This is a genomic window from Aliamphritea ceti, from assembly GCF_024347215.1.
GTDB lineage: Bacteria > Pseudomonadota > Gammaproteobacteria > Pseudomonadales > Balneatricaceae > Amphritea > Amphritea ceti.
Genome location: NZ_AP025282.1, coordinates 427,482 through 452,115, shown reverse-complemented (window position 1 = coordinate 452,115; position 24,634 = coordinate 427,482). Strand labels below are relative to the sequence as shown.

The following is a 24,634-nucleotide window of genomic DNA, read 5'->3' as shown; positions in this document are numbered from 1 at the left end:
GGAATTTTGCGGGTCGTTGTGCTCTTGTGACATGCGTGCCTTCAACTAACTTAATACTGTACTGCATAACATCAGTACTGCTCTGGAAACAAAAACGCACGACCTGAGCCGTGCGATATACTTTACCATGAAGGATAAGCCTGAATCAGCCGACGATCAAGCCTTCCATTGGCGAAGAAGCGCTGGCATAGGCTTTCTTTGGCATCCGGCCTGCCAGATAACCTTCCCGACCGGCTTCAATTGCTTTTCGCATTGCGCTCGCCATCAATACAGGATTCTGAGCAGCAGCGATCGCAGTATTCATCAATACACCTTCACAGCCCATTTCCATTGCGAAAGCAGCATCAGAAGGCGTACCTACACCGGCATCAACCAGAATCGGTACATTAGCATTTTCCATAATAATGCGGATATTATGCGGATTAAGAATACCCAAACCAGAACCGATTAAAGAACCCAGCGGCATAACAGCTACACAGCCCATTTCTTCCAACTGCTTAGCCACAATCGGGTCATCGTTGGTGTAAACCATCACTTTGAAATTATCTTTCACCAGCTCTTCAGCTGCTTTCAGTGTTTCAACAATGTTTGGGTACAGGGTTTTCTGATCGCCCAGAACTTCCAGCTTCACCAGATCACGACCATCCAGCAGTTCACGGGCCAGCTTACAGGTACGCACAGCATCAGCAGCATCATAGCAACCGGCAGTGTTCGGCAAAATTGTGTACTTTTCAGGAGAAATCACATCCAGCAAATTTGGCTCGTCAGGATTCTGGCCAATGTTGGTACGGCGTACCGCCAAAGTTACAATCTCAGCACCGCTGGCTTCAATTGCCAGACGGGTTTCATCCATATCCTTATACTTACCCGTGCCAACCAGCAGACGGGAGTTATAAGTTGTACCGGCAATTACCAGCGAATCATTCTGTTGCTCAGCCATGTCACATATCCTGACTTAAAATTCTTATTAACACATTGCTCTGCCAGAGGCGGCAATGCCTGTCTATTGATTACGACTATCCTGCAAACGACGTTTAACCACCGCCTATCGCATGAACAATTTCAACCCGGTCATTCGCAGACAGCTGCGTTTCAGCATGTTGACTACGAGGAATTATTTCCAGGTTCAGTTCGATTGCGACACGACGCTCTCCCAGATCCATCTGCGCTAACAGAGCACCCAGTGTCATATCATCTGCTACATCTATGATGTCGCCATTTACTTGGATTTGCATTGATCTTTGCCTAACAGTCATTAAGTTTTTTCGACGCGCGAAACATGCTCAGCGCAAACATCAGCCAGCCCACTATAAACAGTAAGCCACCTAATGGAGTAATCATGCCTAAAGTCGTTATACCGGTTAGCGCCAGCGAATATAAACTGCCGCAAAACAATAACATACCACCAATAAACAACCAGGCAGCCAGACGTAAACCTAAACAGTTCTGACGTACCAGCAAAATTCCAACCGCTAACAGCGCCAGGGTATGAAACATCTGGTACTGAACGGCTGTCTGCCAGACATCATAAAAACGCTCACTCAGCTGATTGCGCAGTGCATGGGCGGCAAAAGCCCCCAGTGCAACCACCAACATACCGCTGACAGACGCGATAATCAGACTCAGACGGGCATTCATAATTCAGGTCCTCGGTCGGGACGGATATTTTAACGGGAAACTTCGAACAGCGCAGCAACCAGACTGAAACTAGTGACTGATCCACATATACAAAAAAGCCGCAAGCTCTTGAAAAGCTTACGGCTTACTGATCATTTACTTGGACTAAAGTGGGTAACTTTCAATAACCTCTGTACACTCTGCGTACATCAGGCCTCCAGCATCGCTACCTTAATCTTTTTCATTGCGTTCTTTTCCAACTGACGTATACGCTCAGCCGAAACCTGATACTGTGCAGCCAGTTGATGCAAAGTAGATTTCTCTTCTGCTAACCAACGCTGCGCCAGAATATCCTGACTACGCTCATCCAACTGCGACATAGCATTCGCCAGACGGGTATTGGAATCAGTTTCCCAGTTTTCGTCTTCAACCTGGCGAGCAGGATCGTTGCTATGATCTTCCAGGAAATATGCGGGAGACTGATAAGCACGCTCATCGTCATCACCTACCGGAGCATCATATGCCATATCAGAGCTGCTCATCCGGCCTTCCATTTCCCGGACAACCGCCTGATCAACACCTAAATCTTCAGCGACAGCTTTAACTTCAGCATTATTCAGCCAGCCAAGCGTCTTCTTCTTGCTGCGCAGATTAAAGAACATCTTACGCTGTGCTTTAGTAGTCGCGACCTTAACAATGCGCCAGTTACGCAGGATAAACTCATGCATTTCAGCTTTGATCCAGTGCACTGCAAAAGATACCAGCCGTACACCAACGCGGGGATCAAAACGCTTAACCGCTTTCATCAGACCAACGTTACCTTCCTGGATAAGATCTGCCTGAGACAGGCCGTAACCGGAATAACTCTTTGCCACATGCACGACAAAACGCATGTGCGACATTACAAGACGGCGTGCCGCCTCAAGATCATTCTTGTAATACAGACGTTCCGCCAGTTCACGCTCTTCTTCCACTGACAAAACAGGGATTGCGCTAACCGAGCGAACATATGCCTCGAGATTCTGGCCCGGGGATAATGCTTCAACGACTTGCAGGCTTTTGCCCATTACACGACCTCAATTTCTATAAAACATCAGGGTTTAATAAAACGTTACTATGTAGCCCCTAAATAGACTTAACCCTGATGGAAAAGTTCAATGAGGCTATCCGTAATCTTATCCACAAGCTTCAGGGACAAAAACGGATGAGTAAAAATAGCGGCGCAAACTGCAAAAGGCAAGCCTCTGTGGACAGTTTCACACCTATTCTCAGTATTTATCTTAATACAGCGGCATCAGGTTGGCTGAATTGCCCGTAAATGACGGCCAACAGCCAGCCATGCACCGAGAGATCCCAACAGGATACTGGCTAAAAGTAACCAGAATGTTTCAATAAAACCTAACCCGGAAAGCTCAAAGTTACTGCTGTATAAAGTAATCAGATGAGAGACCGGCGCATCCAGTAGCAACAGACTGATCTGAATTAACAGCCATGCAAGTATTCCACCGGCAATGCCAAACCAGAAACCATCGTATAAAAACGGCCGGCGAACATAAGCATCCGTTGCTCCAACCAGCTTAGCAATGACAATCTCTTCACGGCGGTTTTCGATCGTCAGTCGAATCGTATTGCCAACCACCAGCAATACCGCCAATGCAAACAGTCCGGACAAAACCCAGACACCACGCTGGGCAAGCACCACAAAAGCTTCAAGCCGCTGTACCCAGAGCATATCAACATTTGCTTCTTCAACTTCATCTAATGCCTGCAATTGCGCCTGCAGTACCGGCACAATAGCGGTAGATAAATCTTTTGGCAGTACCATAATAACCGCAGGTAAAGGATTTACTTCCAGGAAGTCGAATACTTCCCCAAATCCTGACGCCTGTTTAAATTCAAGCATCCCCTGCTCAGCACTGATCAGTTCTGTAGCAGCCACATTCTCCCGGAGCAGTAACTCACGACTAAGCTGCTCCGCACGTACATCATCAATATCTTCCTGCAAATACAGTGCAATCCGCGGATCGCCCTGCCAGCCGTAACTCAGTTCCTGCAGGTTTTTAAGCCCGGTATAAAGAGTCGCCGGCAAAGCCAGTGCAATCGCCAGTACAGCAAGGGTCATAATCGTGGTCAATGGCGAACGTAACAGGGAATCAAACGATTCACGGGCAACATCACCGTGATGACGCAGATAACTGCGACTTTTATCTTTAACCTTAAGCCGGTGCTGTTCAGCCCCGCGAACAACTTTGCCATCGCGTTTCTGGGTTGGCTGGATACGTGAAGCACCCTTCGGCGGATTAGCACGGGGAGTACGTGGTTGATTAGCCATCGTTAACGAGCCTCCCCTGCTGCAACGTCAGCACTCTGTGAGGTAAACGGCCAATCAGTCCCAGATCATGACTGGCGATCAATACTGTTGTGCCTACCTGATTAAACTGTTGAAACAGACGCATGATTTCCATCGATAACTTGGGATCAAGGTTACCGGTAGGCTCATCCGCCAACAGCAGTTGCGGCTTATGCACAATCGCACGGGCGATACCGATACGCTGTTGTTCACCACCCGACAACACCACCGGATTCATTTTCTCTTTACTGAGCAGGCCAACCTTATCAAGAGCGGCCCGTACCCGGCGGGCGGCGTCATCCGGATCATAACCACAGATGCGCAAAGGCAAAGCGATGTTATCAAAGACAGAACGGTCAAACAGTAACTGATGATTCTGAAACACCACGCCGACTCTGCGCCGGTGATAAGGAATTTGCCGGTCACCTAAGGTGGCCAGATCCTGGTCGCCAACTAATACCCGACCATTAGTTGGCCGTTCCATTAGCATGATCAGTTTCATCAAAGTACTTTTACCTGCACCGGAATGACCAGTCAGGAAAGCTAACTCCCCTTGTCGCAGACTGAAATCAACCTGACTCAGGGCATCGTAGCCGTTCGGGTAACGCTTACTGACATTATCGAAACTGATCATGAAGCAGCCTTATAATATGCGGTCAGACCTGGCTAGCAGCCCTGTACAGCTAAACGCTTAATCGAATAGTGCTTTAACAAACTCATCCGCCTGGAACGGGCGTAAATCATCAACCTGCTCACCCACACCAATGTAGCGAATAGGCAATTCCAGCTGCTTAGCAATGGCAAAGATAATCCCGCCTTTAGCAGTACCGTCCAGCTTCGTCAGGGTAATGCCAGTAACACCTACGGCATCTTTAAACTGACTCGCCTGGTTCATTGCGTTTTGACCTGTTCCGGCATCCAGTACCAGCATCACTTCATGTGGTGCAGTAACATCCAGCTTCTTCATGACCCGAACAACTTTCTCAAGTTCTTGCATCAGATGGTCTTTATTCTGCAACCGTCCCGCTGTATCAGCAATCACGATATCAACGTTCTTTGCCTGTGCTGACTGCAGTGCATCGTAAAGAACTGAAGCAGAGTCGGCACCGGTGTGCTGCGCAACAACAGGCACATTATTTCGCTCACCCCACACCTGAAGCTGCTCTACCGCTGCGGCCCGGAATGTATCACCGGCAGCCAACATAACTGACTTACCGTCGGCCTGAAAACGTTTAGCCATCTTGCCTATAGTGGTGGTTTTACCTACACCGTTAACACCCACCATCAGAATGACATACGGACCATTGTTGCTATCGACAGTTAGTGGCTGTTCTGCATTACTCAGCAATGCAGCTAATTCTTCTTTCAGTGCCACATACAAGGCATCTGCATCCGCCAGTTGCTTACGGCTAACTTTATCGGTCAGACGTTTGATGATTTCAGTGGTTGCTTCAACCCCAACATCAGCCATCAGCAGCTGTGTTTCAATTTCTTCCAGCAGATCATCATCGATTTCTTTCGCGCCCAGGAAAATATTCCCCAGACCTTCAGTAAGGTTCGCTTTGGTACGCGTCAGGCCGCTCTTAATGCGGGCAAAAAGACCTTTCTTCTCTGGTTTAGCTTCGGGCTCTGGCTCTGGCTCTGGCTCTGGCTCTGGCTCTGGCTCTGGCTCTGGCTCTGGCTCTGGCTCTGGCTCTGGCTCTGGCTCTGGCTCTGGCTCTGGCTCTGGCTCTGGCTCTGGCTCTGGCTCTGGCTCTGGCTCTGGCTCTGGCTCTGGCTCTGGCTCTGGCTCTGGCTCTGGCTCTGGCTCTGGCTCTGGCTCTGGCTCTGGCTCAATAACAGTTTCAGCCACTTCCTGGGACGTAACCAAATCTGATTCTGCTGTATCAGTCGACACTTCATTCGCCGTCGGATCAACATCCGGCGCTTCAGCTTGTTGCTCGGTTTCCTGCCCGACAACATCTTTTTCTACGCCCCCCTCAACATCAGCCGACGCTGTCGATTCAACTGCTGGCTCTTCGGTTATAGGCTGGGACTCGTCTACCGCTGGTTGCTGTAGCTTTTCTTCACTGGCAGTATCTGATGAAAATAATGATTTTAACTTTTTAAACATTGCTATTCCTGTCGGCAATCTTCAGGGCAGCACATCGGCAGAGCGCTATACCCGGGCAATTCTGATATTTCCGGAGATTTGCTGATCAGCATAAAGGACCTGAAACCGGAAACAGCGCCTTACTGACTCAAAACAGCAACAAAGACTTAGCAAAGAACCGCAGTTCTGCCGCCTGTTGCTCAGGCGCTGATAAAGTGCGCTATGTTACCATACGGCGCTTATTTAACCACTGGACAGCACCGACATTCCAAAAGCGATATTTATGCAGCTCCTTCAGCACTTTTCAAAACCGCTTTATAGCTGCGAAAAAAGCCAAAACATGTAACTATGCAGCACAATAATCAGCCTTAAGTCAGCAGCAAAGGTTATTTCCAGAATGGCAGACACATACCAACCAATGTTCAACCGCACTTACCTGAAAGTACTTCTCTGGGTAATCGCTATTGCAATCGTTTTATTGTCTGCGTCCGGACGCGATACAAATGATTATCTGGACATTCAGCGTATCGAAAATAAGCCGGTGTACTTTACTGATCTGAACGATGCTGCAGATTTATCTGTGCAAATGATTTTTGCACTCGGCCCGGCACTTAACGACCAGCAAAAACTGCTGCATAAACTGCTCGCTAAACGCATACAACACACCCTTTCCAGTCAAGAAGTCGCTGAGCAACTCGCTCCTTTACAAGCAAATATCCAACTTTCTTTACAAGACGACCGGTTCACTTTATTGCTCAGTATCCCGGCGAATCGGGCCATTAATACCGACCAGCTGACGCAGCTACAGCAACATCTGATAAAAACACTATCACGCAGTGACCTGAATACAGGAACAGAAGCTGAATGGGCACGCCTTAAAGCTGAGCAGTACCTGGAAAACCAGGCGTCAGAAAATCATCTGCTCAGTGTTTTAACGGCTACACTAACCGATGACTCATCCGTTCATCCACTGCAACGCTTTTCTGCCTGGGCCAATAACACTCTCAGCACTGACAACCTGTATATGGCAATTCATGGACCCGACGCAGCAACAGCTGCACAAGCTCTTGCGGCAGCACTCCCTGCACGCCAGCAATTTGCCGCGCCGCGCCTTGCTTCACAGGGACTTATACAACGTCAGACATTGCCAGCGACAGGTAACGAAGCTTATACGCTGATTGGCCAGAAACTTCCTGGCAGACAAAGTGAAAACTTCACGGCCCAACTTATCGCAGTAAAGAGTTTGCAACGCGCTTTACCTACTATCCAACCAGAGGTGTCATCACGCTTGATCTGGAAATCTCTGGATCGGCAAGGGTATTTTGCACTGCTACTGTATGGCCAGCGCCCACCCGCTGATACCGATCAGCTGGCCCCTATCAATAAACGCTTACTTGCCGCCACCAGCGATGACGTTATTGATGCCACCAGGACAATGATCAAAGATAATTTTTTACAGCAGATGAGCGAGCAACCGGCACAACTTGCTTTACTTAACACTCTGGCCTTCTACCAGTTGCCACTGGATTACATTTCCGGTTTTGCGACCCGCCTGTCTGACACCGGAAATGACCAGGTACGCGAGCAGCTGAACAACATGCTCAACACAAATGAGCAGCAATTTATTTATCTGCCCGCCCGTTAACGTATAATCCCGCGGTCTATTTATTATCAAATCAGGAAAATCAGCTCATGTCCCGACGAGCGCCTGGCCGGCGGCCAGCTACTAAAAAAAACGACACAGCCAAAAGCGGCAATCAACAATTGCGAATCATTGCTGGTGAGTGGCGGGGGCGAAAGCTGAGTTTCCCAGCAATTGAAGGTTTACGGCCAACACCTGACCGGGTCAGAGAAACACTGTTCAACTGGATTTCTGCTTATGTGCCGGGCGCAAAGTGCCTTGATCTGTTCACCGGTAGCGGCGCACTGGGATTAGAAGCACTATCCCGCGGCGCCAGCCAGGCAACACTGATCGATTTATCCGCGGTCGCAACTAAGCAACTTCAGGCCAATCTGCAAACACTGAACGCAAGCAATGGCAACGTTATTCAGGCAGATGTACAACGTTGGCTCAGCCAGCAAAGCAGTGAACAAAACAGCGATGACCCGCAATACGATCTGGTTTTCATGGACCCACCTTTTCGTAAAGAGCTGGCGGCAGCCTGTTGTGAACTGCTTGAATCACAGGAATTACTGACTAAGCGGGCCATGATTTATGTAGAAACGGAGTCTGAGCTGACTGTGCTGCAGGTGCCCGACAACTGGCATCTGCACAGAGAAAAGAATGCCGGTCAGGTCACTTACCGTTTATATATGCGGGAAGCCCCGGACGTCTAACGAACTGGCAGTGCATCATCAAGATAGTATTGCGTTTGCATACGTTCTAACTGATTCAGCGTCATATTTTTATTAAGCATAAAGCTTACATTAAAGCGCTGGCCCGGCGTTAATACACCTTTGTGATGACCCACAAAACGATAAGTTTTACCCTGGCTATCGCGCGCAATTATGCCCATCACCACACTGTGCAGTTTCAAATTGCCGGTGTAGTGCCAGCGCGTCTGCCAACTGCGATCATTCAACCAACGCTGTTCTTCCAGGCGCATACTTTGCTGCACAGATCTTACAAACTGCGCTTGCTGCGCCTGCCGATATTCTTCCTGCTTCGCCTGCTGATGCTCCGCCATTACCCCAACAGCCGTCGATAAGATAGCAGCGACTCCGCCACCTTCCCCAGCACTCTCAGCATGCCGGTTAGAACGCTTCTGCCACAGAGTATTATTATCCAGCAACGCATGCGCCTGAGGGTTCACTTTACCGGCGCGATAATACTGTTTTACTTTATCAGCCACTGCTTTCGCCTCTGCAGAACGCTCAGCATTTACCGGATGATCATGCGCAAACAAGCTGCGGGCATTACCCTGTTGTTGATACTGTCGCTGCCAGATACGACTTGCCGCATATGGATCGAAACCAGCCAATGCTGAATACAGGATACCTATACGATCCGCCTCCCGCTCCCGTTCATGTGTAAAAGCGGCCTGATAACCCTTACGACGTACTGCACTGGACGATGTCAGCCCACTGAGTTGCTGATGGGTTTGCCGCTCTGCAACATGATTCGCTACAGTGTGTGCAATCTCATGTCCAACCACAGCAGCAACTTCTGCATCATTTAACTGCTTCATAAGCCCCAGATGCACTACGATGTATGTCCCACCAGTTGTAAATGCATTAAATGAATCCCGGTCTATAAGCACCGGTTTCCAGCGTTCCTGACGTAAATGCGAGATAGGATGTATACGGTCAAATATACGTACCAGGCGCCGGTACTGCCGGGTATCAAGCGCACTGTCGACCTTTCGGCCCTGTTTCTGCTCATCCTGCAGTAGTTTATCGACATACTGATTACCCAGCGCAATCTGCTGATTACGATTTGCCGTACTTAAGGCTCGCTGGCCGGTGACACGATCAGTTTCAGTAACTGCTTCAGCGACGTCATACAAACCTTTATCGATACTTTGCAGTACCTGACAGCCACTTAACGTCGTCACACCCAGCAACAACATCAATATTCTCAGGCAGCCTCTACCACGACTTTGACTAAGACATTGAAATACTTTCATTTCGGGATTCCCGTAAAGCTAAAATGGTTATTTCGCATTGGAATTAAAAAAATAGTTCTTATAACCAATATACAATTTCCAATTCCATTATTGTATTTGTGAACTCCATCCAATTCAGCTAATATCGCGCACTTGCGGATTTGCTAATATTCATTTATGCAGAACAGCTGTGAATTAAACATGAATACTGCGGTTTACCCGGGTACTTTTGACCCGATTACAAATGGACATAACGACCTGATCGAACGGGCTTCCCGTATTTTCGATCGGGTGATTGTTGCTGTCGCGGCCAGTCCCAAAAAGGCACCACTGCTGCCATTGGACGAGCGTGTTGAGTTAGCAAAAGTTGTCACCAGCCACTTAGACAATGTCGAAGTAATAGGTTTCAACTGTCTGCTTGCGGAATTAGTCACCCAGCATAACGCCAATATTATTCTGCGTGGGCTAAGAGCCGTGTCAGATTTTGAATACGAGTTCCAGCTGGCGAACATGAATCGTCATCTGGCACCTGCTGCCGAAAGTATGTTTCTTACGCCGGCAGAACATTTATCTTTCATCTCCTCTACCCTTATTAGGGAAATTGCGAGCCTGGGAGGGGATGTAGAACAATTTGTGCACCCAACGGTCAATCAAGCATTGAAACGCCGTTTCGGGCACTAATACTAACAGCTAGTGAGGTAGCTACGATGTCATTAATCATCACAGATGAATGCATAAACTGTGACGTATGCGAGCCGGAGTGCCCGAACGAGGCGATCGCTCCAGGCGACGAAATTTACGAAATCGATCCAAAGAAATGTACTGAGTGTGTAGGCCACTACGATACTCCGCAGTGTGTTGAAGTATGCCCTGTAGACTGCATTCCTAAAGATCCGGATCACGTTGAGTCTGAAGATCAGCTGATGGATAAGTACAAGCAGCTGACTGGTCAGTAATAAAATACTGCCTACTTACGAGCAAAAAAACCTGCTATTGGCAGGTTTTTTTATGTCTTCATTTTATCTTTCGCTACTTTTTCGCTGTAACCAAAGCAGATACTCAGCATAACCTTGCGTTGAGAAGTTCGCAGAAGCAGGGTTCATAAAGCCGTGAAAATATGGTGTTCGCACTAAACTTACCTGTGGATAAACTTCTAACGAAACAGCTAATGATGCCACCGAGAAATGTTTTTCCGAATCAGGCAACACCAAGGTTACAGCCCCCTGAGGCTCTATATTAAGAGCATGCCGAATCTGATTACCGTAGAAGCCAGTCGCATTAGAGATTTTTTCCGGTGCCACACTCCCTAACACATGCCAGAGTGCAGCAGCACCGACACTAAACCCAATGACATCTACCGGATCAGCTAATTGCTCCAGAGCGATACTCAGCTGTTGAGCATAGGTTTCAACACTGCAGTATGTCTGAAAGCATTCATAGGCCTGAGCTTCATCCAGCAAAGCCATTGGCTGACCTGCATAAGGGTCCAGTATCAGGCTATCACCCGGTAACTGATCCGCCAGTGTCTGTAGCGCTTCGGTATAACCAAAGATATCTGCCAGAATAATGCGCTGCATATCCGATTCCTAAAGCCAGTGCTAGCTGAGGGAACAGCACTATGCCTCGCCAGACATAAGATCACAACGCCGCTCTGAAAAAATCACGCCCCAGACAAAGACATGCACTAACAGTGCTTAGGCCCTTAGCCATCAATGTCCATCATCACCCGCCGACCATCGACCTTTACAGGGTATGTCTTCAAATTCACGCAGGCCGGTGCACTCAACGCCTCCCCGGTACGCACATTAAAGCGCCCCTGATGCAACGGACACTCGATAACATCATCTATCACCAGACCATCCTCAAGATGTACCTCTTCATGGGTACACAGGCCTGCGGTAGCAAAATAGTCGGTCTCTGTCCGATAAATTGCGAAAGTTTCATTTCCGTAATCAAACCGCATCACGTCTTCTGCATCGATATCTTCAATGTCACATACGTCGATATAGTTCATGTTCTGGCTCCGTCTTCAAAAATTAAACTGCTGTCTGTGCCGACTCTGTGGCCAACTTATTTATAAAATAGCCCTGATGACTGCGCTGCATACGAATGGCATGAATAATTTCAGTCATAACTGCATCCATACCCTCAAGCGGTACAGGCAACTGATCCTTCACGGCCTCATGAAGCTTCTTTAAATTATAGAAAGGCACCAGCGGGAACATGTGATGTTCGACGTGATAGTTCATATTGAAGTAGAGAAACTCAAATAACGGATTCGTGTAAAACGTCCGGGTTGTCATGCGGTGGTCCTGAATATCCATAGCCAGCCCGGCATGCTGAGTTACCCTAAACACCCCAACCACAGGGCCACCAATTATTCGCGGTAACATCAGCAATAAGACAGGCAGCCAGCTGGCAGCAAGCACAGACCAGCTAATAACCAGCACATAGCCCAACACCATCAGACAGGCATTGCGCTGCGCCTGACGCATTTCCTGCTGCGGAATAATGCCGCGAATCCGTGCTACCTGTTTACCGCAACAGAGCATCAGCATCTCAGCGTAATAGCGATGCATAGCACCTACACCACTGAGCTGTACCAAAAACTCTTTCCAGCTGAGCGGGTTTGCCAGCGCCAGCTCGCTGTCGCCTTTATTAAAATGAGTATAAGTATGATGTCCGGCGTGCCCCCAGCGGGCCGCAACCGGCTCCATCTGCATCATCCAGCCAGTAATAAACAGACTTATTTCATTTAACCAGCGAGTTCGAAACGGAGAGCCATGACATAACTCATGCACAGCTGATGTAGCAAATGCGAATACCGCACAGTAAAGCAGGTAGAGCAACCACCACCCGCTTGTATTCCAACTCAGCAGCACAGCAACGGCTAAGCCCGCTAACAAACCAAAGAACAAACCAAACTGCAGCAACGCAGGTTTATTATCCCGACGCATCAGTTGCTTCAGTACTTTTTTATCAATATCCGGTTTATACCAACCTTGCTCAGTGCTCATACGTATATCCTCGCATTATTATTTTTGTTACGGGGTAAAGTCAGCTGCAAACTTATGACAAATAACAAAGTTATGTCAATCAACATAATTATTTCATGCAACATAATTTTTATGCTTTACCGGTTATAATGCTTAAAACAAAATCACCATTGCCGCTTAAAACAGGCACAAACAACTGATATGAAAGAATTTTCCCGACCACTGACTCAAGTCGAAAACCGCGAATTTCGGCGTAAGAGCCTGTTAGAAGCCAGTGTGAGAACGGTTGCCCAGCAGGGCGTCGAAGGCGCAACTATTGCGAAAATCTGTGCTGAAGCGGGAGCATCCAGAGGCATGAGTGCTCACTACTTCAGTAGTAAAGAAGACTTACTTGCGGCCTGCCTGAGTAAAATGTTCAGTGACGCATTAGACATTAAACGTCAGATAGGCGCTGATACTGCCAGTGACCCACTCACACTTATCCACCGCTGCGCGGCTGCCAGCTTTCAGCCTCCGGGCTTTGATACCGATGTACTTGCAGCCTGGCAGGCTTTCACCAGCGCCAGCCGCTACACCGAGCGCTACCGGGAGATCATTCAGGATAACAACCGGCAAATGATGGCTTTTTATCTGCAATTATTTGGTCACTCAGGAATCAAGAGCAATTTGCGCCTACCCGCGAAACAGGCAACTCTCGGCTTATTAGCGCTGTTGGATGGCCTGTGGAGTAATATCGCTCTGAATAAGAACGAACTCAGCACTGACGATGCCACACAGGCGTGCAAGAGTTACATTCAGGGGTGTTTCAATAGCTGATTCACCCACAACCAGCAGACAATAAAAAACCGGTACTGTGACCGGTTTTTTTAATCGCAATAAATTACATTTTGTTTACTTGGATATTGCCTTCATTGGCGATGTAATCATCTTCATCCTGCAACGAGAAATTCATTGTATCGTCATCAGGGACAACTTCATTCTCAGACGCATTCAGCTTAATCATCAAACGCAGGTCATTAGCTGAATCCGCGTGCGCCAGCGCCACATCGTAATTAATAATGCCTTCTTTGTAGGTATCGTACAGCGCCTGATCAAAGGTCTGCATACCCAGATTAGAAGACTTTTTAATGACTTCCTTCAGCTCATGTACTTCGCCTTTACGGATCAGGTCTTGAATCAAAGGTGTATTAATCATTACTTCAATTACAGCCCGGCGCCCCTTACCATCGCGGGTTGGCAACAACTGCTGAGCAACAATAGCCTTAAGGTTCAGCGATAAATCCATCCACACCTGAGCATGACTTTCAGGCGGGAAAAAACTAATAATGCGGTCCAGTGCCTGGTTAGCATTGTTAGCATGCATGGTGGCCATACACAGATGACCGGTTTCAGCAAAAGTCAGACCATACCCCATCGTCTCAGATGTACGAATCTCACCCATCAAAATAACATCAGGAGCCTGACGCAGGGTATTCTTCAGCGCGACTTCAAAAGAGTCTGTATCCAGACCTACTTCCCGCTGAGTAATCAGACTCTGCTTATGGTCATGGATATATTCAATCGGATCTTCAATGGTAATAATGTGACCACCGCTATTGGTATTACGGTAATCAATCATGGAAGCCAGTGACGTGGATTTACCGGTACTGGTACCACCTACAAATAGAATCAATCCGCGCTTAGCCATCGCCAGATCTTTCAGCACCGGCGGTAAAGAAAGATCTTCCATGCTCGGAATACTGGTATTAATCCGACGCAATACCATTCCCGGCGAGTTCCGCTGATAAAAAGCACTTACGCGGTATCGACCCAGCCCCTGCGCACTGATGGCAAAGTTACACTCACGGGTACTTTCGAATTCAACCAGCTGCTGATCATTCATCGTACTACATGTCAGCTTTCTGGCCTGGTCAGGCTTTAACGCCTCTTTAGTCAATGGTTTAAGCGTACCATCCACCTTGATACTCGGCCTGGCACCTGCGGTCACAAACAAGTCAGAGGCATTGCGATCATTCATAATTTTTAAGAGCTGAGTAATATCCACCTGGTTCTCCAACCAAAAATCGCAAAATACACGGCGGCTATCGTTGCCTGTCAGCGCTTAAAAACCCCTGGCGCCCGCGTAAGAAATAGTTAATTACCGTTCAACTACTACAAACTGTGACCAAAGCATCACTAGAAGTTCATTGGATTAAGTGCCTTTTCACGTGCCGCTTCGCGACTGATCAGGCCTTTACTAAGCAAATCAGTCAGCGACTGATCAAGAGTAACCATACCAAAAGCCGCACCGGTTTGTATTGCTGAATACATTTGTGCGATTTTGTCTTCCCGAATCAGGTTACGAATTGCCGGAGTACCTATCATTATTTCATGAGCGGCAACCCGGCCACCTTGTGGTTTTTTCAACAACGTCTGAGAGATAACGCCTTGCAGAGACTCTGACAGCATCGAACGCACCATGGCTTTCTCCGCCGCAGGGAACACATCTACAATACGGTCAACAGTTTTGGCTGCAGACGTTGTATGCAAGGTACCAAACACTAAATGACCGGTTTCCGCGGCAGTCAGCGCCAGACGAATAGTTTCCAAATCCCGCATCTCGCCCACCAGAATCACGTCAGGGTCTTCACGCAACGCAGAACGCAGTGCTTCGTCAAAACCTAACGTATCCCGATGTACTTCCCGCTGGTTAATCAGACTCTTTTTACTTTCGTGAACAAATTCAATCGGATCTTCGATGGTAAGAATGTGATCCTGACGGGTCTCATTAATATAATCCACCAAAGCCGCCAAAGTGGTACTTTTACCTGAGCCAGTAGGCCCTGTTACCAATACCAGTCCACGGGGCTTTTCTGCCAGATCGCAGAATACTTTACCCAACCCCAGGTCTTCCATGGTCAAAACTTTAGAAGGAATGGTCCGGAAAACAGCTGAAGCGCCACGATTTTGGTTAAAAGCGTTAACACGAAAACGGGCCAGTTTTGGTACCTCAAAAGAAAAATCTGTTTCCAGCAGATCTTCGTAGTCCTTACGCTGTTTATCATTCATTATGTCGTAAATCAGCGTTTGGACCTGTTTATGATCGAGGGAAGGCAGCTTGATACGCCGGACTTCACCATCGACCCGAATTACCGGTGGCATGCCTGCAGAAATATGTAGATCAGAAGCGCCTTGCTGAACAGTGAAAGAAAGTAATTCGGTAATATCCATAAAGCCTCAGTACATCAACAGGGTATAAACACTTGTAAAACAAGTATAGCTATTCAATCGCGCCCTTATATGTAGCAGAATATAAACTTTCAAGCCAATGTTCCTTAAACACCCGTATGATAAAAATCACAGAGAACCTGAATACTGTCCGGCAGCAAATTCTGCAAAGCGCTGAAAACAGCAGTCGCGATGCAGCCGAAATATGCCTGTTGGCAGTCAGTAAAACCCGACCGGCTGACGATCTTCGCCAGGCATATGCAGCGGGCCAGCGGGACTTTGGCGAAAATTATCTGCAAGAAGGCCTGGATAAAATCGAACTCCTTCAGGACCTGGATATTTGCTGGCACTTTATTGGCCCTATTCAATCCAATAAAACCCGCCCAATCAGCAAAAGCTTTGACTGGGTACACAGTGTTGATCGTCTAAAAATAGCCCAGAGACTGAGTGCACAACGTCCGGAAAACATGCCACCGCTGAATATCTGCCTACAGGTAAACATCAGTGGTGAAGCAAGCAAGTCAGGTGTTTTACCTGAAGACGTAGTTGCACTGGCCAACCAGATACTGCAGCTACCGAATATCTCGCTGCGTGGTCTGATGGCGATTCCCAGCCCCTGCAGCGATCCTGAAGCACAACGGCTACCTTTCAGAGCGATGTCTGCACTGCTCAATGAAATTCGCGCAACTAATCCCACAGCCCGGCTGGATACTCTATCGATGGGCATGACCGGTGATATGACTGCCGCAATCAGTGAAGGCTCAACGATGGTACGTATTGGTACTGCTATTTTTGGTGCCCGTGATTACAGCCAGAAAGCCTGAAGAATGCATAACATAAGGCCGCCAAATACAGGCCTGATACAAGGATAAAATTATGAGTGCGCAACCAACACTGGCCTTTATCGGCGCAGGCAACATGGCTCGGGCAATTATCGGCGGGCTGCTAAACAGCGGTTACCCTGCTGCGAATATATGGGCTACCGCCACCCGTACCGAAAGCCTTGCTTATTTGCATGAGCAAGGCCTGCAAACCACCACTGACAACCAGGCAGCATGCGCTGCTGCTGATATCGTCGTGCTGGCAGTTAAACCCCAGATTCTGAAAGGCGTTGCTGAATCACTGGCAGCAACAGTTCAGAGCAACCAGCCGCTGATTGTATCTGTGGCCGCCGGAATTCGCTGCGACAGTATGGATAGCTGGCTGGGTGGCAATACTGCAATTGTACGCTGCATGCCGAATACCCCTTCCCTGGTGCAAACCGGCGCCAGCGGCCTGTACGCAAACGAGAAAGTAACGATTGAGCAAAAACAGCAAACCGAAGCTATTTTAAAAACTATCGGTATCGCTTTGTGGGTTCAGCAAGAAGCAGAACTCAGTGCAGTCACTGCCGTATCAGGAAGCGGCCCTGCTTACTACTTCTTTGTCATGGAAGCGATGGCTGCCGCCGGAGAAAAACTCGGTTTGAGCCCAGAGGTAGCCCGGGAGCTAACACTTCAAACGGCACTGGGCGCCGCTAAGATGGCCAGTCAGAGTGACGTGGATGCAGCTGAACTGCGCCGTCGTGTTACCTCTCCAAAAGGTACTACTGAGCAGGCAATTCTGAGCTTTCAAAGCCAGGGGCTGGAAGACATGTTCGGCACTGCTATGCAGGCTTGCTATAACCGTGCGGAAGAAATGGCTGAAGAATTAGCCAAATAGACACCTCTATTCTGTTCATTGACAGCTATAAAGGCTCTATACTCGTATTCATACAAATATGTTTAACAGGAATTGAATTCATATGGGACAGGATCCGACCAGCTCTATCATCCAGTTGATCGTACAACTCTATGCTTTCATGATCGTATTACGGTTTTTACTTCAGGTAGCCAAAGCCGACTATTACAATCCGATCTCGCAGGCCGTAGTTAAGCTTACAGCAGTGCCGTTAGCCCCTTTGCAGAAAGCAATACCTCGTATTGCGAATATAGATATCACGCCACTGATACTGGCCTTTATCATTCATGCAGCTGGCTGGTTGCTGATACTGACACTGCAAGGCCATGGCGTCGGCACTAACTTACCGACCATAGCAATAATTTCCGGTGTAACTGTTCTGAGCTCTATCCTGGACATTTACTTCTGGGCGGTACTGGGCTCAGTGATTATCAGCTGGGTTGCGCCTGGCAGTTATCACCCCGGGCCGCAGTTAATAACTCAACTGACCGAGCCAGTTTTCAACTTGGCCCGTAAAGTAGTGCCTTCTCTGGGAGGTCTGGATCTTTCGCCGATCCTGATCTTTATCATCATTCAGATTCTGAATTCCCAGTTAAAAAGCCTTACAGCCATGGCGCTGTAAAACGCACTTCGGTCAATCGCCGTAGCAGCAACTGCGGCGTCCTCCTCTATAATAGTAAGATACACCGATTAAAGGATTTCAGCTGAAGAGTTACTCAGCTAGTCTTCGGCGGATCAGAACAGCATGAGAAATTCTCCGGTCACGGGAGCTTCTGTGCGGGAATAAAGGTTACATCATGAAACGCTCTAACTATTTCAAAACATTAGGCGCCAGTTTACTGGCTCTTAGCATGACACTGTTCAGCCAGCAGGGCCTGGCGGAACAAAAGATCACTCAGGGCAAATACGAAGTTCACTACAACGCTTTTAACAGTACTTTCCTGCAACCTAAAGTAGCCCAGAGCTACGGCATAAAACGCGGTAAAACCCGTGGACTACTGAACGTATCCGTGCTGGAAAAGCAGGCGGACGGTTCAACTAAGCCTGTCGTTGCCGTGCTGAATGGTAAAGCGACTAATCTGACTTCGCAGGTACAGCCACTGGAATTCCGCCAGATCCGTGAAACTAATGCGCTGTATTACATTGCTGAATATGCATTCACAGATGATCAGGTTTTGCGTTTTAATGTTCAGGTTCAGCCTGACCCAAACAGTGCAGCCGCCAATATCAAATTTGAACAGCGCTTCTACGCAGACTAAAGACAGCCAGGGAATATTGCTCAATGACTCAGAAGATCGTTCTCGCCAGCGGCAATCAGGGAAAACTTAAAGAGTTCAACCAAGTACTCGGTGAACTGGGCGTAAAAGTCGTCCCACAGTCTGAGTTTGCCGTGGCAGATGCCGATGAAACCGGCTTAAGCTTTGTTGAAAATGCCATTATTAAAGCCCGCCATGCCTGTGAAATAACCGGTTTACCTGCACTGGCAGACGACTCAGGGCTTGAAGTTGACGCCCTGCTCGGCGCACCAGGTATTTATTCCGCCCGCTTTGCCGGTCCGAATGCCACCGATTCAGATAATAACCAGAAGCTGTTGCAACAACTTGCTGTTCGTGATGAGCCACGCACGGCTCGATTCCGCTGTGTACTGGTATATATGCGCCACGCTAAAGACCCGACTCCCCTGATCTGCCAGGGCAGCTGGGAAGGCGAGATTCTGCGCAAACCATCCGGAGACAATGGATTTGGCTATGACCCACTGTTCTATATTCCTGAATTAGGCAAAGCCTCTGCAGAACTACCTCCTGCAGAAAAAAACAGCCTTAGCCACAGAGGTAAAGCGGTTCGGCAACTGATCGAAAATATCGCCGCCTATCTGTAACCTCAATCCAGGGCTATAGCGACAGGCATAGCCCTCCCGGAATTCCCATGCCACTGCAATTACCGCCACTTTCTCTCTACATTCACATCCCATGGTGCATACGCAAATGCCCATACTGTGATTTCAACTCTCACGCAGTCAAAAGCGATGACACGGAAGGCCTGCCTGAAAAAGCCTATACCGCAGCATTGATGCGGGATCTGGAAACTGAACTCAACGCAGTACAGGGCAGAGAAATTGAAACCATTTTTATTGGTGGCGGCACCCCCAGTCTGTTTTCTCCGCAAGCCCTGCGAAACATCCTGCAGGGCGTGGCCGAACGTACGCCACTGGCGGCAAATGCTGAAATCACTATGGAAGCCAACCCAGGCACCTTCGAGCAGGAACGCTTTGCAGGTTTCCTTGAAGCTGGCGTGAACCGGCTTTCAATTGGCATTCAAAGTTTCAACGACCAGCACTTACAAACTCTGGGACGTATTCATAACAGTGCAAATGCCCGACATGCTGTCGCAGCCGCACGTCAGATTGGCTTCACCAACATCAACACTGATCTGATGCACGGCCTGCCTGGGCAAACACCTGAGCAGGCTCTGAATGATCTGCAGACAGCTATCGACCTGGCCCCTGAACATTTATCCTGGTATCAGCTGACTATTGAGCCTAATACCGAGTTTCATAGCCGGCCACCTCGCCTGCCAGAGGACGAAACACTCTGGGATATTCAGGAACAGGGGCAGGCACTGCTAGCCGCACACGGCTACCAACAATACGAAATATCTGCCTATAGCCAACCCGGTCAGACCGCAAGACACAATCTTAACTACTGGCAGTTTGGCGACTATATAGGTATAGGTGCAGGTGCCCACGGCAAAGTCACACTCGCGGACCAAAATCAGATTCTGCGACGCTGGAAACACCGTCAGCCCAAAGCCTATATGCAGGCAATAGATCCTCTCAGCGGCCTGCAGGCAATTACTGAAGCAGAACTGCCCTTTGAATTCATGATGAATGCCTTGCGTTTACATGAAGGCGTAAGTGCTGATCTGTACACACCCGCGACAGGGATGCCACTCAGCCAGATAACACCTCTTTTGCAGCAGCTGCGCAGTCGTGGCTTACTGGTAGATGATCCGCAGCGCATTGCCCCGACAGAGCAGGGCCGCCTGTTTCTCAATGATCTGCTGGAAAGTTTTCTGGCAGACTGATCAGCATGGCACTGATTCAGCTAATTTATGACCGTTCCTGCCCCGCCTGTGAGCATTACACACACTTGCTGCGCATTCGTGAAGATGTCGGTCAACTGGAGCTTATTAACGCCCGTGAGCACCCTGAGCTGCTGCGATCACTGCAGCAGCAAGGTATAAATATTGATAACGAAATGGTATTAAGGCTGGATGAGCAACAATATACCGGCGCACAGGCTTTACATATGCTCGCACTGCTCGGCAGCCAGTCAGGTATATTCAACCGCCTCAATCATTGGCTATTTCGTTCACCATTAAGAGCCAGACTCAGCTATCCGCTGATGCGCTCAGGCCGCAAATTACTGCTATTACTTCTGCGACGTAAAAGGATACAGGGATGAATAACTCACTGGATGATCTGCATATCACACTGGCTACCCCGGATGACAGCCACCAACTGGCTGACCTGTTTCACGCCGCTGTGCATTCTATTGATACGGAACTTTATAGCCCCGAACAACAGGAAGCCTGGGCACCTACCCCACCAGACTACGCTTTTTGGAAGGCTCGCATGCTTGCAGCGGATCAGCAACAGACTTTCATCGCAGTCAAAGACGGCAAGATTGTCGCCTTTATGGAGTACCTGCCGCTTGATAAAACTGATACAGATAAATCAGCCTTCCCAGAACCACAAGCCAACAGCTACGCATATATTGACTGCACTTACACACATCCTGATTATCAGGGACGGGGAATCGCCGGCCAGTTATACACGCACCTGGAAGCACATGCACAAAAGCAGAAAACGAAGTTTCTTAAAGTAGACGCATCTATGTCTGCGGAAACATTTTTTCGGCGGCGTGGCTTTATTCCTGGTCAACAAAACCGTATTCACCGCCACGGTCAGACACTCGTCAACCTGTCTATGCAAAAATCACTTCAGGCCTGAGCACTCAAAGCAAGCCGTCGACCAGCTTAGCGCATACAAAGTCGTTGTTTGATAGCCCACCGACACTATGCGTGCTGTAACGTACCAGGCAATGGTTATAGCCGACCTCAAGATCAGGATGATGCCCTTCACGGTGTGCAATAAAGGCCACCGCGTTCACAAAGGCCATCGTCTGATGATAGTTTTTAAAACGATAATTCCGATAAATACTCACCCCTGCCAGATCAAGTTGCCACTCAGGCAAGACTTCGTCTAACAAACGGTTGGCAGCCTTAGCGGTTAACGCTTCAGTGGCTGCGCTACAAGGCTCACAATGCCCTTCAAGCGTTATTTGCGTCACCTTATTCCCCTCGAATGTTTAGTCAGCAAGGAGTAGAAAACAATTCTCTCTGCCTAAGTATAGCCCTGATTAGGCAAGTCATTGATACAAGAGGCAAATCAACACCTCTGCAAGTACCTGCACCCCTTTACCGGAAAACTGTTATGAAAATGTTTAACAACCTTCCCTAAACGCACAGTTTCATAATATGAAAACGCTTGAATTCCCCAGAATATAAGGACTTAGCAACTCTTATCAGAAACAACGTTTTACAATAGGAAACTTTTCTCATACCTTAGCATCGCGGGTAAGGACAGTAAGCTTTGTTTCCTGTATCTTTACGCACTTGCAACATAGCGGAATCATATGCCGGTAATAGCACTATCCGGCCACATACAATGACTCCGCCAGTACCAGACATTTATGTCGCCCAGCACAGCGACGTCAGGCACTGAAATAAAAAATGATAACGACGGACCCGGCCGCCTCTCACCGGAACCGGCACACATACAATGGGGCACATCCAAATGACTCAAAGGGTTAAGGTTGGCGATCTAGACGTCGCTAAAGTTCTGTACGATTTCATTAACGAACGCGCACTTCCGGGCACTGAAGTCAGCCAGGATCAATTCTGGTCAAAACTGGATGCCATCGTTCATGATCTGGCACCACGTAACCGTGAGTTACTGGCTAAGCGTGAAACTATTCAGGCGCAAATCGACACGTGGCACAAAGCTAACCGTGATAACGGTTTCGACTTTGCTGCTTACAAAGCTTTCCTGCAGGAAATCGGTTACCTGTTACCTGAAGGCGAAGACTTCTCCGCAACTACTTCAAACGTCGATCCTGAAATGGCTACCATGGCAGGCCCACAGCTTGTAGTGCCTATCATGAACGCGCGTTTCGCAATAAACGCAGCCAATGCGCGCTGGGGCAGCCTGTACGACGCTTTATATGGTACAGATGCTATCAGTCACAAAGGCGGTGCGGAGCCAGGCAAAGAATACAATCCGGTACGTGGCGCACGCGTTATTACTTACGCCCGCGAACTTCTCGACCAGGCCGCGCCACTTTCTGGTGACGCCAGTCACAAAGACTCACAAGGTTACAGCATTCAGGACGGCAAACTGGCCGTTACCCTGACTGATGGCAACGCTGAATTACAGGATAACAGCCAGTTAGTCGGCTACCTGGGTGAAGCAACCTCTCCAGACAGCATTCTGTTGGTTAACAACGGTATGCACATCGAAATCAAGATTGACCCTAGTAGCCAGATTGGCCAGCAAGATCCTGCCGGTGTTTGTGACCTGGTTCTGGAGTCAGCACTTTCGACCATTATGGATTGCGAAGACTCTGTTGCTGCAGTTGATGGCGAAGACAAAGTAGTTGCCTACAGCAACTGGTTAGGTCTGATGCAGGGTAACCTGACCGAAGAAGTCAGCAAAAACGGTAAAACCTTTACCCGTAGCATGAACCCAGACCGTACTTTCAGCGGTATTGATGGTAGCGATGTTACTCTGAAAGGCCGTAGTCTGATGTTCGTACGTAACGTTGGCCACCTGATGACCAATGAAGCGATTATCGATAAAGACGGCAACGAAATTCCTGAAGGCATTCTGGATGGTATCGTGACCAGCCTGATTTCAAGCCACGATATCAACGGCAACAGCGAGCGTCGAAACACCACGACAGGCTCTATGTACATCGTTAAACCGAAGATGCACGGCCCGGAAGAAGTAGCCTTTGCTAATGAACTGTTTGCCCGCATAGAAGACGCGCTGAATCTTAAGCCACTGACCCTGAAAATGGGCATCATGGATGAAGAACGCCGTACAACCGTTAACCTGAAAGAATGTATCCGCGCTGCCAAAGACCGCGTGGTATTCATTAATACAGGCTTCCTCGACCGCACCGGTGACGAAATCCATACATCTATGGAAGCAGGCCCGATGATCCGCAAAGCGGATATGAAAGGCACTAAGTGGATTCACGCTTACGAAGACTGGAACGTTGATAACGGTCTTGGCTGTGGTCTGCAGGGCCGCGCTCAGATCGGCAAAGGTATGTGGCCAATCCCAGACCAGATGTCGAACATGCTGGCAACTAAGATTGGCCACCCAATGTCCGGTGCTAACACCGCATGGGTGCCTTCGCCAACAGCTGCAACGCTGCACGCACTGCACTACCACAAGGTAGATGTATTTGCCCGTCAGAACGAACTGATGAGCCGTCCACGTGCCAATGTTGATGACATTCTGGACATTCCTGTTGCGCAGAATCCAAACTGGAGTGCAGAAGAAGTTCAGCAGGAGCTGGATAACAATGCACAAGGTCTGCTGGGCTATATGGTACGTTGGGTTGAACACGGCATTGGTTGTTCAAAAGTTCAGGACATCAATAACGTTGGCCTGATGGAAGACCGTGCAACTCTGCGGATTTCTGCACAGCATATGACTAACTGGTTACATCACGGCATTTGCAGTGAAGAACAGGTTATCGAAACGCTAAAGCGAATGGCAGTAGTGGTTGATGTACAGAATGATAGCGATCCGCTCTATCGTCCAATGGCTGCAGACTTTGACGCCAGTGTTGCTTTCCAGGCAGCTCTGGAGCTGGTACTGGAAGGCTGCACTCAGCCAAGTGGTTACACCGAACCTGTACTGCACCGTCGCCGTTTGGAATTTAAAGCCAAGAACCCGGCTTAATCGGTAGGTTTA

At 48.6% G+C, this 24,634-nt stretch carries 28 protein-coding genes; 14 read left to right on the top strand and 14 right to left on the bottom strand.

Annotated features, from left to right (window positions below):
* Positions 1-145 precede the first annotated feature (145 nt).
* From OCU49_RS01985 to ftsY, 7 genes are all read right to left on the bottom strand, one after another.
* Entirely contained in the window at positions 146-940 is a 795-nt protein-coding gene (locus OCU49_RS01985; RefSeq protein ID WP_261843356.1) for a thiazole synthase, read from the bottom strand.
* Between the two features lie 94 nt (positions 941-1,034).
* Positions 1,035-1,235 carry a sulfur carrier protein ThiS gene (thiS, locus tag OCU49_RS01980; protein ID WP_261843355.1) on the bottom strand — a complete coding sequence of 67 codons (201 nt, stop codon included), beginning with the start codon at positions 1,233-1,235 and terminating at the stop codon, positions 1,035-1,037.
* Positions 1,236-1,245: 10 nt separating this feature from the next.
* A complete protein-coding gene (locus tag OCU49_RS01975) occupies positions 1,246-1,638 on the bottom strand; it encodes a DUF423 domain-containing protein (protein ID WP_261843354.1) in 393 nt (130 codons plus the stop codon).
* Between the two features lie 188 nt (positions 1,639-1,826).
* Positions 1,827-2,684, bottom strand: coding sequence for an RNA polymerase sigma factor RpoH (rpoH, locus tag OCU49_RS01970; protein WP_261843353.1), 858 nt, complete (start codon positions 2,682-2,684; stop codon positions 1,827-1,829).
* Positions 2,685-2,911: 227 nt separating this feature from the next.
* Positions 2,912-3,949: a permease-like cell division protein FtsX gene (gene ftsX / locus OCU49_RS01965; RefSeq protein ID WP_261843352.1), complete on the bottom strand. Its 1,038-nt coding sequence runs from the start codon at positions 3,947-3,949 to the stop codon at positions 2,912-2,914.
* Positions 3,942-4,601, bottom strand: coding sequence for a cell division ATP-binding protein FtsE (gene ftsE / locus OCU49_RS01960; protein WP_261843351.1), 660 nt, complete (start codon positions 4,599-4,601; stop codon positions 3,942-3,944). The genes ftsX and ftsE overlap by 8 nt, the downstream gene beginning before the upstream one ends.
* Positions 4,602-4,658: 57 nt before the next feature.
* The gene (ftsY, locus tag OCU49_RS01955) at positions 4,659-6,080 is read right to left on the bottom strand and encodes a signal recognition particle-docking protein FtsY (protein ID WP_261843350.1); all 1,422 of its coding nucleotides are present in this window, start codon (positions 6,078-6,080) and stop codon (positions 4,659-4,661) included.
* A 376-nt stretch (positions 6,081-6,456) separates the two neighbouring features.
* On the opposite strand from ftsY, the gene OCU49_RS01950 reads away from it, so the two are divergent.
* Both OCU49_RS01950 and rsmD read left to right on the top strand, forming a co-directional pair.
* Positions 6,457-7,704, top strand: a complete 1,248-nt coding sequence (locus tag OCU49_RS01950; protein WP_261843349.1) for a hypothetical protein — start codon at positions 6,457-6,459, stop codon at positions 7,702-7,704.
* 47 nt (positions 7,705-7,751) lie between these two features.
* Entirely contained in the window at positions 7,752-8,396 is a 645-nt protein-coding gene (gene rsmD / locus OCU49_RS01945; protein ID WP_261843348.1) for a 16S rRNA (guanine(966)-N(2))-methyltransferase RsmD, read from the top strand.
* Here the strand turns inward: rsmD and OCU49_RS01940 are convergent.
* Positions 8,393-9,685: a M48 family metallopeptidase gene (locus tag OCU49_RS01940; protein ID WP_261843347.1), complete on the bottom strand. Its 1,293-nt coding sequence runs from the start codon at positions 9,683-9,685 to the stop codon at positions 8,393-8,395. The genes rsmD and OCU49_RS01940 overlap by 4 nt on opposite strands.
* A gap of 180 nt (positions 9,686-9,865) precedes the next feature.
* Here OCU49_RS01940 and coaD point away from each other — a divergent pair, with 180 nt between their 5' ends.
* Together coaD and OCU49_RS01930 are read left to right on the top strand one after the other, a co-directional pair.
* Positions 9,866-10,345, top strand: coding sequence for a pantetheine-phosphate adenylyltransferase (gene coaD / locus OCU49_RS01935; RefSeq protein WP_261845298.1), 480 nt, complete (start codon positions 9,866-9,868; stop codon positions 10,343-10,345).
* 26 nt (positions 10,346-10,371) lie between these two features.
* Positions 10,372-10,620, top strand: coding sequence for a YfhL family 4Fe-4S dicluster ferredoxin (locus tag OCU49_RS01930; RefSeq protein ID WP_261843346.1), 249 nt, complete (start codon positions 10,372-10,374; stop codon positions 10,618-10,620).
* 63 nt (positions 10,621-10,683) lie between these two features.
* On the opposite strand, the gene OCU49_RS01925 is transcribed toward OCU49_RS01930, so the two are convergent.
* From OCU49_RS01925 to OCU49_RS01915, 3 genes are all read right to left on the bottom strand, one after another.
* Positions 10,684-11,241, bottom strand: a complete 558-nt coding sequence (locus tag OCU49_RS01925; protein WP_261843345.1) for a hypothetical protein — start codon at positions 11,239-11,241, stop codon at positions 10,684-10,686.
* A 125-nt stretch (positions 11,242-11,366) separates the two neighbouring features.
* Positions 11,367-11,678 carry a MocE family 2Fe-2S type ferredoxin gene (locus OCU49_RS01920; RefSeq protein ID WP_261843344.1) on the bottom strand — a complete coding sequence of 104 codons (312 nt, stop codon included), beginning with the start codon at positions 11,676-11,678 and terminating at the stop codon, positions 11,367-11,369.
* A gap of 22 nt (positions 11,679-11,700) precedes the next feature.
* Positions 11,701-12,681 carry a fatty acid desaturase gene (locus OCU49_RS01915; protein WP_261843343.1) on the bottom strand — a complete coding sequence of 327 codons (981 nt, stop codon included), beginning with the start codon at positions 12,679-12,681 and terminating at the stop codon, positions 11,701-11,703.
* 180 nt (positions 12,682-12,861) lie between these two features.
* Here OCU49_RS01915 and OCU49_RS01910 point away from each other — a divergent pair, with 180 nt between their 5' ends.
* Positions 12,862-13,476 carry a TetR/AcrR family transcriptional regulator gene (locus tag OCU49_RS01910; RefSeq protein WP_261843342.1) on the top strand — a complete coding sequence of 205 codons (615 nt, stop codon included), beginning with the start codon at positions 12,862-12,864 and terminating at the stop codon, positions 13,474-13,476.
* A 64-nt stretch (positions 13,477-13,540) separates the two neighbouring features.
* On the opposite strand, the gene OCU49_RS01905 is transcribed toward OCU49_RS01910, so the two are convergent.
* Together OCU49_RS01905 and OCU49_RS01900 are read right to left on the bottom strand one after the other, a co-directional pair.
* Entirely contained in the window at positions 13,541-14,704 is a 1,164-nt protein-coding gene (locus tag OCU49_RS01905; protein WP_261843341.1) for a PilT/PilU family type 4a pilus ATPase, read from the bottom strand.
* A gap of 131 nt (positions 14,705-14,835) precedes the next feature.
* Positions 14,836-15,870, bottom strand: coding sequence for a type IV pilus twitching motility protein PilT (locus tag OCU49_RS01900; protein WP_261843340.1), 1,035 nt, complete (start codon positions 15,868-15,870; stop codon positions 14,836-14,838).
* Between the two features lie 116 nt (positions 15,871-15,986).
* Here OCU49_RS01900 and OCU49_RS01895 point away from each other — a divergent pair, with 116 nt between their 5' ends.
* From OCU49_RS01895 to OCU49_RS01860, 8 genes are all read left to right on the top strand, one after another.
* Positions 15,987-16,691 carry a YggS family pyridoxal phosphate-dependent enzyme gene (locus OCU49_RS01895; RefSeq protein ID WP_261843339.1) on the top strand — a complete coding sequence of 235 codons (705 nt, stop codon included), beginning with the start codon at positions 15,987-15,989 and terminating at the stop codon, positions 16,689-16,691.
* Positions 16,692-16,743: 52 nt separating this feature from the next.
* Positions 16,744-17,568, top strand: coding sequence for a pyrroline-5-carboxylate reductase (gene proC, locus OCU49_RS01890; RefSeq protein WP_261843338.1), 825 nt, complete (start codon positions 16,744-16,746; stop codon positions 17,566-17,568).
* An 82-nt stretch (positions 17,569-17,650) separates the two neighbouring features.
* Positions 17,651-18,208: a YggT family protein gene (locus tag OCU49_RS01885; protein WP_261843337.1), complete on the top strand. Its 558-nt coding sequence runs from the start codon at positions 17,651-17,653 to the stop codon at positions 18,206-18,208.
* Between the two features lie 175 nt (positions 18,209-18,383).
* Complete coding sequence (locus tag OCU49_RS01880; protein WP_261843336.1) at positions 18,384-18,845, top strand: DUF4426 domain-containing protein; 462 nt, start codon at positions 18,384-18,386, stop codon at positions 18,843-18,845.
* A 23-nt stretch (positions 18,846-18,868) separates the two neighbouring features.
* Positions 18,869-19,465 carry an RdgB/HAM1 family non-canonical purine NTP pyrophosphatase gene (gene rdgB / locus OCU49_RS01875; RefSeq protein WP_261843335.1) on the top strand — a complete coding sequence of 199 codons (597 nt, stop codon included), beginning with the start codon at positions 18,869-18,871 and terminating at the stop codon, positions 19,463-19,465.
* Between the two features lie 47 nt (positions 19,466-19,512).
* A complete protein-coding gene (gene hemW / locus OCU49_RS01870; protein WP_261843334.1) occupies positions 19,513-20,670 on the top strand; it encodes a radical SAM family heme chaperone HemW in 1,158 nt (385 codons plus the stop codon).
* A gap of 5 nt (positions 20,671-20,675) precedes the next feature.
* Positions 20,676-21,050 (top strand): DCC1-like thiol-disulfide oxidoreductase family protein, encoded by a 375-nt coding sequence (locus OCU49_RS01865; protein ID WP_261843333.1) that lies wholly within the window; start codon positions 20,676-20,678, stop codon positions 21,048-21,050.
* Complete coding sequence (locus tag OCU49_RS01860; protein WP_261843332.1) at positions 21,047-21,598, top strand: GNAT family N-acetyltransferase; 552 nt, start codon at positions 21,047-21,049, stop codon at positions 21,596-21,598. Before OCU49_RS01865 ends, OCU49_RS01860 begins: the two co-directional genes overlap by 4 nt.
* 4 nt (positions 21,599-21,602) lie before the next feature.
* Here the strand turns inward: OCU49_RS01860 and OCU49_RS01855 are convergent, their stop codons facing one another.
* Positions 21,603-21,938, bottom strand: coding sequence for a 4a-hydroxytetrahydrobiopterin dehydratase (locus OCU49_RS01855; protein WP_261843331.1), 336 nt, complete (start codon positions 21,936-21,938; stop codon positions 21,603-21,605).
* 506 nt (positions 21,939-22,444) lie between these two features.
* Here OCU49_RS01855 and OCU49_RS01850 point away from each other — a divergent pair.
* The gene (locus tag OCU49_RS01850; protein WP_261843330.1) at positions 22,445-24,622 is read left to right on the top strand and encodes a malate synthase G; all 2,178 of its coding nucleotides are present in this window, start codon (positions 22,445-22,447) and stop codon (positions 24,620-24,622) included.
* The last annotated feature ends 12 nt before the right edge of the window (positions 24,623-24,634 follow it).